This is a genomic window from Actinomycetes bacterium, assembly GCA_036000965.1.
GTDB lineage: Bacteria > Actinomycetota > CALGFH01 > CALGFH01 > CALGFH01 > DASYUT01.
The window spans coordinates 1-13,018 of record DASYUT010000103.1; the positions used below are offsets into that span (position 1 = coordinate 1).

10 protein-coding genes and 1 tRNA gene are annotated in these 13,018 nt (G+C 73.7%); 5 read left to right on the forward strand and 6 right to left on the reverse strand.

What is annotated here, in order from left to right; all coding sequences use genetic code 11:
• The first annotated feature begins 410 nt into the window (after nucleotides 1-410).
• Nucleotides 411-484, forward strand: a tRNA-Ser gene (locus VG276_07770).
• Nucleotides 485-634: 150 nt separating this feature from the next.
• Here the strand turns inward: VG276_07770 and VG276_07775 are convergent.
• The 3 genes from VG276_07775 to VG276_07785 all read right to left on the reverse strand — a co-directional run bounded on the left by VG276_07775 (nucleotide 635) and on the right by VG276_07785 (nucleotide 5,200).
• Entirely contained in the window at nucleotides 635-1,426 is a 792-nt protein-coding gene (locus VG276_07775; protein ID HEV8649290.1) for a CPBP family glutamic-type intramembrane protease, read from the reverse strand.
• Nucleotides 1,423-3,444: an LLM class flavin-dependent oxidoreductase gene (locus tag VG276_07780; GenBank protein ID HEV8649291.1), complete on the reverse strand. Its 2,022-nt coding sequence runs from the start codon at nucleotides 3,442-3,444 to the stop codon at nucleotides 1,423-1,425. Before VG276_07780 ends, VG276_07775 begins: the two co-directional genes overlap by 4 nt.
• A 361-nt stretch (nucleotides 3,445-3,805) precedes the next feature.
• Nucleotides 3,806-5,200 carry an aminotransferase class V-fold PLP-dependent enzyme gene (locus VG276_07785; GenBank protein HEV8649292.1) on the reverse strand — a complete coding sequence of 465 codons (1,395 nt, stop codon included), beginning with the start codon at nucleotides 5,198-5,200 and terminating at the stop codon, nucleotides 3,806-3,808.
• A 334-nt stretch (nucleotides 5,201-5,534) separates the two neighbouring features.
• On the opposite strand from VG276_07785, the gene pruA reads away from it, so the two are divergent.
• The 3 genes from pruA (at nucleotide 5,535) to VG276_07800 (ending at nucleotide 9,334) form a co-directional block, all read left to right on the forward strand.
• Nucleotides 5,535-7,172, forward strand: coding sequence for an L-glutamate gamma-semialdehyde dehydrogenase (pruA, locus tag VG276_07790; GenBank protein ID HEV8649293.1), 1,638 nt, complete (start codon nucleotides 5,535-5,537; stop codon nucleotides 7,170-7,172).
• 32 nt (nucleotides 7,173-7,204) lie between these two features.
• Entirely contained in the window at nucleotides 7,205-8,542 is a 1,338-nt protein-coding gene (locus VG276_07795) for an MFS transporter (GenBank protein ID HEV8649294.1), read from the forward strand.
• Nucleotides 8,543-8,833: 291 nt separating this feature from the next.
• The gene (locus tag VG276_07800) at nucleotides 8,834-9,334 is read left to right on the forward strand and encodes a PRC-barrel domain-containing protein (protein HEV8649295.1); all 501 of its coding nucleotides are present in this window, start codon (nucleotides 8,834-8,836) and stop codon (nucleotides 9,332-9,334) included.
• A 93-nt stretch (nucleotides 9,335-9,427) separates the two neighbouring features.
• On the opposite strand, the gene VG276_07805 is transcribed toward VG276_07800, so the two are convergent.
• Nucleotides 9,428-11,344, reverse strand: a complete 1,917-nt coding sequence (locus VG276_07805; GenBank protein ID HEV8649296.1) for a hypothetical protein — start codon at nucleotides 11,342-11,344, stop codon at nucleotides 9,428-9,430.
• Between the two features lie 150 nt (nucleotides 11,345-11,494).
• Nucleotides 11,495-12,052 carry a LemA family protein gene (locus VG276_07810; GenBank protein ID HEV8649297.1) on the reverse strand — a complete coding sequence of 186 codons (558 nt, stop codon included), beginning with the start codon at nucleotides 12,050-12,052 and terminating at the stop codon, nucleotides 11,495-11,497.
• Between the two features lie 195 nt (nucleotides 12,053-12,247).
• On the opposite strand from VG276_07810, the gene VG276_07815 reads away from it, so the two are divergent.
• Nucleotides 12,248-12,532, forward strand: coding sequence for a hypothetical protein (locus VG276_07815; GenBank protein HEV8649298.1), 285 nt, complete (start codon nucleotides 12,248-12,250; stop codon nucleotides 12,530-12,532).
• A 51-nt stretch (nucleotides 12,533-12,583) separates the two neighbouring features.
• On the opposite strand, the gene VG276_07820 is transcribed toward VG276_07815, so the two are convergent.
• Nucleotides 12,584-13,018, reverse strand: a 435-nt coding sequence (locus tag VG276_07820; protein HEV8649299.1) for a PKD domain-containing protein, incomplete at its 5' end; no start/stop codon positions are given.

Below are 13,018 nucleotides of genomic sequence, written 5' to 3' on the forward strand. Positions count from 1 at the left end.
TTGGTCCTCATCCTTCGGATCGAGTACGACGAGGCATTGGCTGACATCCCCGTTGTCATCGAACTGCTCGATGAAGACGATAACCCACTTGGACCACGTATCGAAGGGGTCATCAACGCTGGTCACCCGCCTCGTACAAAGCGAGGGACGCCGACGTTCCACCCCTTGGCGGTAGCCTTCAACATGATCCCCTTCCCCCATGAGGGAGGCTACCGCTTCAGAGTTACCTCCGGGGGCAGTGAACTTGCCTCCGTCCCCTTCCGGGTGAGAACCACCACATAGCCTCAGGTCGATCAAGGAGGCATACACGCTGCCCTGACAAACGCCGGAGCCCTGGTGGTTCAGACCGGGGCTCCGGCGAAACTCGGGAGTCGGAGTTCCCGTTTCGCCACGGCTCCGTCTCCCAACCCGCCCCCGTAGCTCAGCGGATAGAGCGCCGGTTTCGAAAACCGGACTGTCGCAGGTCCGAATCCCGCCAGGGGCTCGAAATCCCAGCGGCCAGGTCCGGAGCCGACCACGACCTCGACGAGGCGTCCGTGCCGGCCTGAGGCAGACTCGGCAGGCCCACGGTACAACGCCTGACCTAGCGGTCGCGTCCGGGATGTGGCCCACAGTGGCCCCGAGGTCGCCGCACTCAGGAACGCTGCTGGTCAGATGCCTCGGAGGTCGGGGCGGCCAGGAACGTCCACAGGTCCCAGGCCACGTGGCTCACGACCAGGGCGCCCATGGGCATGCCGGCCGCGGCCAGGGCCGACCAGTAGGTGCCGGCCACGCCTGCCGCCCCGAGGAGGGTGAAGTTCCCGGTCGCCACGTGGGCGCCGCCATAGGCGGCCGCGCCGAGGGCCGCGCCCGGCCAGCGGCCCCAGTGCCGGCCGAGCCGCTCGTTGACGAACCCGCGCCAGAACAGCTCCTCGGCGGGCCCGATGACAAGCCCGAGCCGGGCCGTCAGCTCCGGGCCCGGGCGCAGGTGGCGCAGCGCGTAGATGTCGCCGATCTCCTGGGCCCCCTTGGGAAGCAGCCGGCGGGCCAGCCGGTCGCCCACCAGGAACACGCCGTACAGCCCGGCCGCGGACCCGAGCCCGGCCGCGACCTCGGCCCGGCCGAAGCGGATCCGCCGCAGCTCTGGCTCGGCGGCCAGGGCCAGGCCACCCAGGACCAGCCCGGTCGTGGTCATGCGCTGCCAGAACGACCGCCGCGGCCCGCGGAAGGTGAGCGCGAAGGCCGCGTAGGCGGCGGCCAGCCCGGCGGCCAGCGGCGCGTCGGCCCGGCCGGCTCGTACCGGCGCGACCAGGGCCAGCGCGACCAGGGCCGGCGCGGCCAGGGCCGGCGCGGCCAGGGCCGGCGCATCCCGGGCCGGCGCATCCCGGGCCGACGCATCCCGGGCCGACGCATCCCGGGACGGCGCGGCCCCTGCCCGGCGCCTCACCGGAGCGCCGCGATGGCCAGGCCGGCCACCAGCAGGAACCCGAATGCCGCGTGGAGCTGGGCGGTCTCCAGGTCGATCATGGCGATCGCCCGCTGCTGCCCGCTCGCCCCCAGCTCCGAGGACCGGATGGCCCGGACCAGCAGGGGCAGCGAGAGCATCGCGAGCAGGCTCGGCGGCGGCAGCGTCCCGGCGGCCACGGCCAGGGCCAGGGCCACGTAGGCGCCGACCACGAGCGAGAGGTAGAGCAGGTGGGCGACCCGCCGCCCGGTCCGGATGGACAGGGTGGAGATGCCGGCCCGGGCGTCGTCGCTCACGTCCCGCCACTCGTTGCCGTGCAGGATCGCGGTGACCAGCAGCCCAACCGGCAGGCTGGCCGCCAGCGCCGCCCAGGTCAGCGTGCCGGTGATGACGTAGTACGCTCCACCGACCATCAGCGGCCCCATCAGCAGGAAGACCAGGGGCACACCGAGCGCGTGGAACTTGTACTGGAGCGGCGGCGCCGTGTAGCCGAAGCCGCCCACCAGCCCGAGCAGCCCGAGCACGGCGACCGGCCAGCCCCGGGTCACGACAAGGCCGACCCCGACCATGGTGGCGCCGGCGAACGCGGCCGCGGCCAGCGCGAACGCCTCGCGCTCGCTGAGCCGGCCCTTGAGCAGGGCGTGGCTGGCTCGCGGCGAGGTGATGTCGTCGATGCCCTTGCGCACGTCATAGATCTCGTTGATGACGTTGGTGCCGAGGTGCAGGAGCACGGAGGCGACCAGTGCGGCCAGGAACAGCGGCCAGGAGAGCCGGTGGTCGACGGCGGCCAGGGCGCCGGCCGCCGCCACCGGCACGGTGGAGGCGGTGAAGCTGAACGGCCGGGCGATCTCCGACCAGGCCGCCACCCGCCTGCCCAGCCGGGTGCCGAGCCCGAGGCGTTGCTCGTCCAGGCCGGCGGGTGCACCCTGGCTGGCGGGTGCGCCACGCACGGCGGGTGCGCCACGCACGGCCGGGACCTGGGCTGGCGCGCTCGCGGTCCCGTACTCCACGGCGGCCGCGAGCACCTCGCGTACCTGGTCCTCTTCCTGGAGCACGGGCTGGAGCACCGGCCGGTCCATGCCCGCCTCGTGGTAGTCGGCGGCCCGTGCCGCCACCTCCTCCCGGGTGCCGCAGAGCATGAACGCGTCGAGCAGCTCGTCCGGGATGAGCCTGGCCGCCCCGTGATAGTCCTCGGCCCGCCAGGCCGCCGCGACACGGTCCTTGAGCTCCGGGTCGAGCCCGGCCCGGCGCATTGCCAGGTCGGACTGCACGCTCATCATGTAGATCACGAACGGCTCGCGCTTGGCCCGGTTCAGGGCCTCCTTGCGGGTCCGGTCGACGAGCGTGAGCAGGTAGCCGGCCACGTCCACGGCGTCCTCCGGACGCCCGGCGGCCACCGAGGCGGCCCGCAGCCTCACGAGCATCTTGGCCAGCGACGGGACCGACTCGGCCGGGCGGGCCAGGTAGCCGTCGGCCTTCTGCCCGGCCAGCTCGAGGAACGCCGACCGGTAGGCGGCCACGTAGATCGGCACCCGGTGCACGGTCGGGAACATCGGCTGCACCGGGGGCAGGCCCGGGGTGGCGGACGGGACGCGCTCGCCGCTCCACAGCGCCCGCATGGTGTCGATCGCGCGGCTGACCGCCTCCACCCCGGCCTCCGGGCTGTAGGGGATGCCCATCTGGGCCAGGCGCAGCGGCAGCCCGGTGCCCATGCCGAGGATCACCCGGCCGGGCGCCATCTCGTCGATCGCGCTCACGGTCATCGCGACCAGCACCGGGTGCCTGGTGAGAGGGTTGAGCGCGCCCATGGCGACCCGGATCCCGGGCACCTGGACGGCGACGGCCGATGCGTAGGTCACCGCGTCGCGCTCGAAGTAGCTGTCGTGGATCCACACCGAGTCGAGCCCGGCCCGCCCGGCCTGCTCGGCCCAGGCCACGGCGTCGGTCACGCTGCCGCGGGCGGCCAGTCCCAGCCCGACCGGCCTCGAGAGCTCGGCCATCTTCGTGCCCTCCTTCACAAGCTCCGGCGCACCGCAGCACTGGCGCCCTCCCCTGGACCAGCCAGGGCCGGGCCCGCCCTCCTACCAGCATGCTGCATCCGCCCGGTTCAGGAGGCAACCCGCAGCCAGCCGGTTCAGGGGCAACCCGGAGCCAGCCGGTTCAGGGGCAACCCAGAGCCAGGCCCTCACGAGGCAACCCGGGGCCAGGCCCCTCACGAGGCAGCCCGGGGCCGGGTCGGTTCAGGAGGCAGCCCGATCACGAGGCAACCCGGGGCCGAGTTGGTTCAGGAGGCACCCAGAGCACGAGTTGCACACGGCCCGCACCTTCGTGCCGCCGTGTCGAGTCGGTTGACGAGCGGCCTCAGGGCGTTTGCGCGGCGGCCTGCAGGATCGCCGCCACGGACCGGTCCACGTCCTCGGTGGTGGTGGACCAGTTGGACACCGAGATGCGCATCACCGCCCGGCCCTGCCAGGTCGAGCCGCTGAGCCAGCAGGTCCCGTCCTCCTGGACCCGGCGGACGACCTCGCGGGTGCGAGCGTCGTGGTCGCCGGCCGGGTCGAGGAAGCGGACCAGCACCTGGTTGAGGACGACCTCGTTGCAGACCTCGACGCCTGCCTGCCCGCCGAGACGGTCGGCGAAGCGGCGCGCGTGTGCGCAGCAGCGCTCGACCAGCTCGGCGATGCCGGACCGGCCGAGCGAGCGGATCGCAGCCCAGACGGGGAACGCGCGGGCGCGGCGCGAGAACTCCGGGGTCCACATGGCCGCGTCCCGCCTGGCGTCCTCGTCCGCGTGGATGAGGTAGCTCGCCACCACCGCCAGGGCCGCCCGGTGAGCCAGGGGGTGGGCGGTGAACACCAGCCCGGAGTCGTAGGGGACATTCAGCCACTTGTGGCCGTCGGTGGCCCACGAGTCGGCCTGCCCGGCTCCCTCCACCAGGGGCGCGAGCGACGGGCTGGCCCCTGCCCAGAGCCCGAACGCCCCGTCGACGTGGACCCAGGCGCCGATCTCGTGGGCGGCGTCGCAGATCGGACCGACCGGGTCGATGGCGCCGGTGTTCACGTTGCCGACCTGGGCGCAGACGATGGCGGGCCCGCCCGGCTCGGCCAGGGCGGTCTGCAGCGCGTCCGGGCGTATCCGGCCCTGCCCGTCGACCGGGACCGCTCGCAGGCTCGCGGTGCCGAGGCCGAGGTAGCGGAGGGCGCGGTCGATGGTGACGTGCCGCTCCTCGCCGGCCAGGACCCGGATCTGGGGGGCGCCGGCCAGGCCCAGGGTCTCGACGTCCCAGCCGGTGGCCGCGAGCACGTGGTGGCGGGCGGCGGCCAGGGCGGTGAAGTTGGCCATCTGGCAGCCGGTGACGTAGGCGAACGACACGCCGACGGGCAGGCCGAGCAGCTCGGCCAGCCAGCGGCCGGTGACGTCCTCGACCACCGCGGCGGCCGGGCTGATCGCGTACAGGCCGGCGTTCTGGTCCCAGGTGGCCGTGAGCCAGTCGGCGGCCAGGGCGGCCGGAACGGCGCCGCCGATGACGAAGCCGAAGTAGCGCCCGGAGGGGATCGCGGACAGGCCCGGCTCGGCCGCGGCGGCGAGGTCGTCGATGACCTGCCCGGGGTCGCCAGGCCCGGCGGGCAGCGGCCCGCCGAGCGTCTTGTGGAGCTGCTCGAGGGTGGCGGTCGGGCCGACCGGCCGCTCGGGAAGCCCTTCGAGGAAGCCGGCCGCGTGCGCGGCAGTGCGTTCGAGCAGCGTCCGGATGTCCATCCGCGTCACCTCGAGTCCCGTTGCCCGGCAGGCCGCCGAGCGGACCGCCCGGTCGCCCTGCCGCCCTGGTCTGGTCTGGCCGGCCGCCGGTGTCCGGGAAGTCCCTCGTCGCCGCTCCATCATGGCACGCCCACGGGACCGCCCGGCTACCCGCCGCGGGACCCGCCCGGCTCGCTCGCCCGCGGGACCGCCCGGCTTACCGCCCGCGGGACCGTCCAGTTCGCCCTGGCCTCGGGAATGTCTGGGGGGAAGGCGACTACCCTTGGAGCCGACGCGGTCGCCGGAGCCGGCGTGTCGGCCCGGCGGCACACCCGAGCCGCCCGAGGAGGACCTGATGTCCTGGCCAACCGGAACCACCACCGCGACCGCGTGCGTGCCCGACCCGGTCAACGAGCCCGTGCGGACCTACGCGCCGGGGACACCCGAGCGGAGCCGGCTCGAGCAGCGCCTGGCCGCCATGGGCAAGGAGCGGATCGAGGCGCCCATGGTCATCGGCGGGACCGCCGTCTCCGGCCGGTCGACGTTCCCGGCCGCCGCCCCTCACCGCCACGACCTGGTCCTCGCCGACGTGCACGCGGCCGCGCCGGAGCACGTGCACCAGGCGATCGACGCCGCGCTGGCCGTGGCCGCCGACTGGGCCGCGCTGCCCTGGGAGGAGCGCGCCGGGGTGTTCCTCCGCGCCGCCGACCTCCTGGCCGGGCCGTGGCGGGACACGGTGAACGCGGCCACGATGCTCGGGCAGTCGAAGTCGGCGCACCAGTCGGAGATCGACGCCGCCTGCGAGCTGGCCGACTTCTGGCGCTTCAACGCCCGCTTCGCGGCCGACATCTACGCCGAGCAGCCGATCTCAGCCGCGGGCGTGTGGAACCGGATGGACTACCGGCCGCTCGAGGGGTTCGTGCTCGCCATGACCCCGTTCAACTTCACCTCGATCGCCGGCAACCTGCCGACCGCGCCGGCGCTCATGGGTAACGTCGCCATCTGGAAGCCGTCCGAGAAGCAGGCGTTGTCGGCCCACTACCTCATGGAGCTGCTGCAGGCGGCAGGGCTCCCCGACGGGGTGGTCAACCTCGTCCACGGCGACGGCGCGCTGGTCAGCGACGTCGCCATGGCCCACCCAGCCTTTGCCGGGCTGCACTTCACCGGTTCGACGGCGGTGCTCCGGGGCCTGTGGCGGAAGGCGGGCGAGCGGATCGACGGCTACCGGAACTACCCGCGGCTGGTTGGCGAGACGGGGGGCAAGGACTTCGTGGTCGCCCACGCCTCGGCCGACGTTGAGCGGCTGGTGGTCGCCCTCGGTCAGGGGGCGTTCGAGTACCAGGGCCAGAAGTGCTCGGCCGCCTCGCGCGCCTACGTCCCCCGCTCGCTCTGGCCGGCCGTGCGGGAGGGCATCGCCGACCTGGCCGGCTCGCTGCCCATGGGCGATGTCGCCGACCTGTCGAACTTCCTCGGCGCGGTCATCGACGAGCGCGCGTTCCGCCGCCACGTCGAGGCCATCGAGCAGGCCCGGTCCGCCGGGGCCGAGGTGGTGGCCGGCGGCACGGGCGACGACCGCGAGGGCTGGTTCGTCCAGCCGACGGTGCTCCGCACCGACGACCCCCGCTCCGACACGATGACCCAGGAGCTCTTCGGCCCGATCCTGACCGTCTACGTCTACGAGGACGCCGACTGGGAGACCGCCCTGGACCTGGTGGACGAGTCGCCCTACGGCCTGACCGGGTCGGTGTTCGCCAGCGACCGCCGCGCGGTCCTCGACGCCATGGGCCGGCTCCGCTACGCCGCCGGGAACTTCTACGTCAACGACAAGCCGACCGGCGCCGTCGTCGGCCAGCAGCCGTTCGGGGGCGCCCGCGCCTCGGGCACCGACGACAAGGCCGGCTCGGCGCTGAATCTCCTCCGCTGGGTCGCGCCCCGAGCGATCAAGGAGACCTCCTCCGCCGCCACGGACTGGCGCTGCCCCCACCTCGGCTGACGACCGCCTGTCAGGCTGGTGATCGACCCGACGTGACGTCCACCGGCACCCCCGGCCCGCCGAAGGCGGGCGGCCCGCCCGCTGCCCAGCCCCAGCGGCTGCGGCTGTACGGCTGGCGCCACCCAGCGATCCTCACCGCGGCCGGGCTCTCGGTCGCCGCCGGCTTCGCCCAGTTCGGGGTCACCACCGCGCTCGCCGACGTCGCCAAGGCGTTCGGCGAGCCGACCGACGGCACGTCGGTAGCGGCCCGGGTCGGGCTGTCGTTCACCACCCTGGGGGTCGGCCTCGCGATCATCCGGCTGGCCGCGCTCGGCAGCCTCCCGCTGGCCGGGCTGGCCGACCGCCTCGGCCGGCGGCGGGTGCTGCTCGGCTGCTCGGCGCTCGGGCTCGCCATCTCGGCGGCGGCCGCGCTCAGCCCCACCTACTGGTGGTTCGTGGCGCTGTTCGCCCTCGGCCGGCCCTTGCTCTCGGCCACCAACGCGGTCAGCGGGGTGCTCGCGGCCGAGGAGACCCGCAGCGCCGACCGTGCCAAAGCTATCGCTCTGGTCACGGCCGGCTACGGCATCGGCGCCGGGCTCACCGCCATCGTGCGCGGCGTGGCCGGCGATGCGCTCAGCTTCCGGGGCCTGTTCGCCCTGCTGCTGCTCCCGCTGGCGGCGATCCCGCTGCTCAGCCGCTGGCTCGAGGAGCCCGAGCGGTTCGAGCAGGTCCGGCGGACTGCGAGGCGGGCCGGGACGCCGGGACGCCGGGGCCTCGTCCTGGTCCGCCTGAGCGCTGTGCAGCGGACCCGTCTGTGGCTGCTCACGCTGCTCACCGGCGCTCTCGGCTTCGTGACCGGCCCCGCCAACAGCCTGCTGTTCGTGTACTCCGAGAGTGTGCTGGGCCTGAGCCGGTCCACCACCGCTGTGATGGTGGCGGCGGCCGGCCCCATCGGGCTCGCCGGGCTCCTCGCCGGACGGTGGGCGGCCGACCGGCTGGGCCGGCGCGTCACCGCGGCGACCTCCCAGGCCGTGGTCGCTGTGGCTTGCGTGCTCACCTACAGCGGGTCGGCAGCGGGCGCGATCTCCGGCTACCTGCTCGCTATCCTCGCCTCGTCGGCGTTCGCGCCGGCACTCGGCGCGCTGGCCAGCGAGCTCTTCCCGACCAGCGTGCGCGCCACCGTGGCCGGCTGGCTGAGCGCCGGCGGCGTCCTCGGAGCGGTCAGCGGCCTGGTTGTGTTCGGCCTGCTCGTCACCGCGCTGGACAACTTCTGGGCCGCGGCGGCCCTGGTCGCCACCCCGGTGGCCCTGCTCTCGCCGCTGTTCACCCGCCTGCCCGAGACGGTCGGCCTAGAGCTCGAGCAGTCAGCCCCGGAGTCAGCCCCGGCGTGAGGCCCGGATTCAGGCCCGGAGTCGCCCGGGTGAGGCCCGGCGTCAGGCCCGGCGTCAGCCAGCGTGAGGCCCGGCGTCAGGCCGCGTGAGGCCCGGCGTGAGGCCCGGCGTCAGGCCCGGAGTCAGCCCTCGAGTCAGCCCCGGGGTGGAGCCCGGCATAAGGCCGCGAGGCCCGCGGCAGGCCAGGGCGGAACGTCCGGTTAGGCGGGACCGCTCGGAGGCTAATCAGCTGGGAAGCACGGGCAGCGCCCGGCTGGTGCGCCCATTCGGCCGATCAGAGGAGGACGCCCGATGCCGGCCCTGGACCAAGAGACCCTGAACCGCTGGCGCTACATGGTGATGGTGGACTCCGCAGGGCTCACCGTCGGCCCGATCAGCGAGTTCTACTTGGACCGTGAGACCGGCCAGCCGACCTGGGCCCTGGTCGGCACCGGGCTGTTCGGCGCCAAGCAGACCTTCGTCCCGCTCACCCAAGCGACCCAGCAAGGCAGCGAGATCGTCGTGCCCTACCCGAAGGCGCTGATCCGGGAGGCACCCCGGATCGAGGTGCACGGCCAGCTCTCCCCCGACGAGGAGGCCACCCTGTTCGGCCACTACGGCCTTGACTACTGGGCCACCACGGGGGTCGCCCCGCCTGGCGGCACCGGCGTCGCCGACCCCGGCGGCACCGACGTCGCTCCCGCTGGCGGCACCGACGTCGCTCCCCCTGGCGGCATCGACGTGTTCGACCAGGAACAGACGGGTGGCCGGAAGGACCCGGGCCACAGCGGGCGAGACCGCGGGCAGGACTGAGCGGAACCAGCCGGCTGGAACCGCAGAGGCCGGGCCGAACGACGATCTGGTGGGACCGCGGGCCGAGCGACGCGCGGCTCGTTCTGGACCTGCTCAGAGGCGGCTGACGGCTGCGGTTGCGAGCTGGCGCAGCACATCGGGCTTGCCGGGGTCGGCCGCCCGGCCCTGGAGCCGGATGGTGACCGCCACGTCGCCGCGCGACGCCACGATCGAGTCCTGACGCAGGTAGGCGCTGTCACCGATGCCCGGCTCGGGGTCGCCCAGCCGCCGCGCCGCCTGCATGATCACCTTGACCACGCCTCCGGAGGCGGTGAACACCGCCACCGACGACCCGCTGCCCGACGCCGCGACGTACTGGCAACCTCGCATCCGCATGATCGGGTTGGACCGCTCGCCAAGCACCGTCTCCGGCGGTCCGACCGGCTCCCCGAGGGCCCGGCCCGCCTCGTCGGCGTTGATCAGGCCGCTCGGGTCGACGTCCGGTCCGGTGGCCAGCAGGCCCCCGAGCAGGGCCGGAAACGCGGCGGCGAACTGGCCCGTTGCCAGGGCCTCGTCCGGGACCGGCCCGGGTCCGCAGGCCGTGGTCGCCGAAGGGACCGGCCCAGAGGTGGTTGTCGCCGAAGGGATCGGCCCAGAGGGAGTGGTCATCGAAGGGACCGGCCCGGAGGGAGTGGTCGTCGAAGGGACCGCGGACGGCACCTGGGACCCGGCTTGGTCCGGCACGGCTGTGGGGACGCGCTTGATCTGGAAGACGTGGCCGAGCCGGGGCCCGACGTCCATGTCGACCAGATGGCCCGGCCGGAGCTGCGAGTACACCGCCTGGGGCACGAACCACGCCTTGACCTTGGAGGCCTTGCCGTCGTCCACGGCAGCCACGTAACGGGTCTTGTTGTCGTCGCTCCAAGACCGGAGCCGGAGCACCTGCCCCTGGAACCGCCGGTGCGAGGTGGCGTCGAGCAGCGCCCGCACCCCGGCGGAGATCGCCCAGACCAGTAGCGCCGCCGAGGCAACCAGAAGCAGGGTGGCGATCAGCAGGACCCAGGACGCCACCGAGTCGGTGTAGCCGTCGGTCGCGCGGCGCACGCCAAGCGTCAGGCGGGTGGCTCCGTAGCCGACGGCGGCGATCGCCACCGCGAGCAGGAAGGCCGCGGCCGGGTGCCTCCCCCAGAGGATGCGGGCCCGGGGGTAGTGGACCTTGACCACCCGCCAGGTGCCCCCATAGGCCGACCAGGCCCGGTTCTCGTCCTCGGCGCCCATCGGCAGGGCTCGCACGGCGCCGGTGGCGACGCCCATGGCGGCGCCGTAGCCGAGGTACCGGTCCCAGATCGCGACCGCGGCAGGCGGCAGGCCGGGGAAGAACTCGTTGTCGCCGAGGTAGGCGCGAACCCCGAGCCAGCGGGCGGCCGCCTCACGCCCGGCCGTGGTGTCGCGCTCGCTTGCGAACCTCGACGGCGCCTCGGCCAGCGCGGTGAAGGCGATGAAGCCCACCACCGCCGCCCCGAAGCCGATGTCGCTGGCCACGAGCAGCCAAACCGCGCCGAGGATCGCCGGGGCGAGCGCGGCCGCCCGCACCGCCGCCTTGGCGCCCCGGCTCCAGCGGTCGCGAGCGAGCCCGCGCTGCCGGGCATCGGCCACCACCTCTCTTGTGAACGCCTTCCACCAGCGCTTGGACTGGTCCTGTGGACCGGTGGTGAGCGCCTGGGCCGGCACCACCCCGTCCACCGCCAGACCGGCCACGTGGTGGAGGATCAGCCGCTCGTACGGCGACAGGCTGGGGTCGCTGCTGCGCCGCACTCGGACGATGGTGTTGTCCGGGCCGACCTGGTCGATGTCGACCAGGTCGCGGGAGGCCAGGTCGAGCAGGGTGGCCGGCACGGCGTCGGCGGTGACCTGCCAGTCGTTGGCGAGCAGGTTCACCACCGCGGGCGGCTCGTCGCCCAGCTCCATCGTGGCCGGCCCGGGGTCGACCTCCCGCGGCCGGGTGGCCATCACCACCAGCAGCAGCACCACCCCAGACCAGCAGCGCGACGATGGCCCCGGCGAGCAGCAGGCGCTCTGCCTGCTCCCGGGCGGAGCCGCCCCCCGGCAGCAGCGGGGCCGCGCTCGAGGCGGCGAGGACGAGGAGGGGCATGGCGGTCCGCTGTCAGCCGGCCGGGACAGTCAGAACTGGACCCGGACGGGGCCCCGCTCCTCGCCCCCGGCCTCGAAGTAGGCGCGTTGGGTGAAGCCGAACATCCCGGCGAGGATGCTGCTCGGGATCGTGCCGACCGTGTTGTTGTAGGCGAGCACGGCGTCGTTGTAGTACTGCCGGGCGTAGGCCGCCCGGTCCTCGGTGGTGGCCAGCTCCTGCTGGAGTTCCAGGAAGTTCTGGTTCGCCTTGAGGTCGGGGTACGACTCAGCCACCGCGAACAGGCTCTTCAGGGCGCCGCTGAGCACGTTCTCGGCCGCGGCCTGGTCGCCTGGGCCCCGCGCGTTGATGGCGTCGGCCCGGGCCCTGGTGACCGCTTCGAGGGCGCCACGCTCGTGGGCGGCGTAGCTCTTGACCGTCTCGACCAGGTTCGGGATGAGGTCGTAGCGGCGCTTGAGCTGCACGTCGATCTGGCTCCAGGCGTTGTCGACGTGGTTCCGCCGGCGCACCAGCCCGTTGTAGATCGAGATGGCGGCCAGCACCAGCAGCACCACAAGCACCATGACGATCACGATCAGGGCGGTCCCCACAGGCTTCCTTCCTCTCCCTCGCTCCACCGCGTGGACGGGGCGGGTGCGGATCCGCCAACCCGTCCGACCTGGCCGGATGCGCCCGGACCGGTGCACGGAGGCTACCGCAGAGCAAGCACCGGCGGAAGGCAATCCACCCGGCACCCGCAGACCCTGTCCGAACGGCACCTCGCGGCGCCCCGACCGAGTGCCCTCATGCTCGGCGCCGTGCTCGTCGGAGTTGCCGTCGCCGCCGTCGAGATCACCCACAGGCGACCAGCCGAGCGGGCGGACGATCCTTTCGCGCCTGCCTTTCGCTTCGATCCAGGGCAGATCATGGTCCTGGCCAGCGGCGACGAGAACCCGGTCCCGGCCACGGTGACCGATCCCGGGCAGGTCGGGTCAACCGTCGAGCGGCACAGACCCGGCTTGTCGGTGCCGCGCCGCTCCCCGTTCTGCCCGCACTGCTGGTGGAACGGGCATCCCGGAGGGTCCCCATGACTCGTCTCCTGCCGGGCAGCCGAGCACGGCCGGCAGCTGAGCACCGACTGCTCACCGGGTCAGCACGGTCTGCACCTCAGCCACCGGGTAGGTGACCTGGGCCGTAGATGCGAGCCCGTCAACCTCGCCCACCCTGTTGCCCTCGAGGAACGCCTCGGCTTTCCAGGCCACCTCGACGCTGACCGGGTAGCGACCTCGCCGCCGGTAGGTCGCACGCACCTCGCTGTCCTGACCTGCCGTGCCGGGCCCGGCCGTCACGAGCGCCTGGCCGTCGCCGAAGCTCCAGCGGTACTCGACGACCTCGAACCGCGCCCGCACCGTCGACCCACGCACGGTCAGGTCGACCGGCGGCTGGTCTACGCCCTGCAAGAAGAAGAACGACCGCAGGTTGGCAAGCCCCCGAGCCCCCGGCGTCGCCCTGATCGCCCCACCCGGCAACCTGACCCTCCGCACCGCCGCGAACACCTCCGCAGCAGTCACCCCAGG

Excerpts from the sequence above, each read along its gene's own strand:
- VG276_07780 (HEV8649291.1), bottom strand. The coding sequence starts at position 3,444 with ATGGCCGAGCTCTCGAGGCCGGTCGGGCTGGGACTGGCCGCCCGCGGC.
- VG276_07785 (HEV8649292.1), bottom strand. The coding sequence starts at position 5,200 with ATGGACATCCGGACGCTGCTCGAACGCACTGCCGCGCACGCGGCCGGC.
- pruA (HEV8649293.1), top strand. The coding sequence starts at position 5,535 with ATGTCCTGGCCAACCGGAACCACCACCGCGACCGCGTGCGTGCCCGAC.
- VG276_07800 (HEV8649295.1), top strand. The coding sequence starts at position 8,834 with ATGCCGGCCCTGGACCAAGAGACCCTGAACCGCTGGCGCTACATGGTG.
- VG276_07815 (HEV8649298.1), top strand. The coding sequence starts at position 12,248 with ATGCTCGGCGCCGTGCTCGTCGGAGTTGCCGTCGCCGCCGTCGAGATC.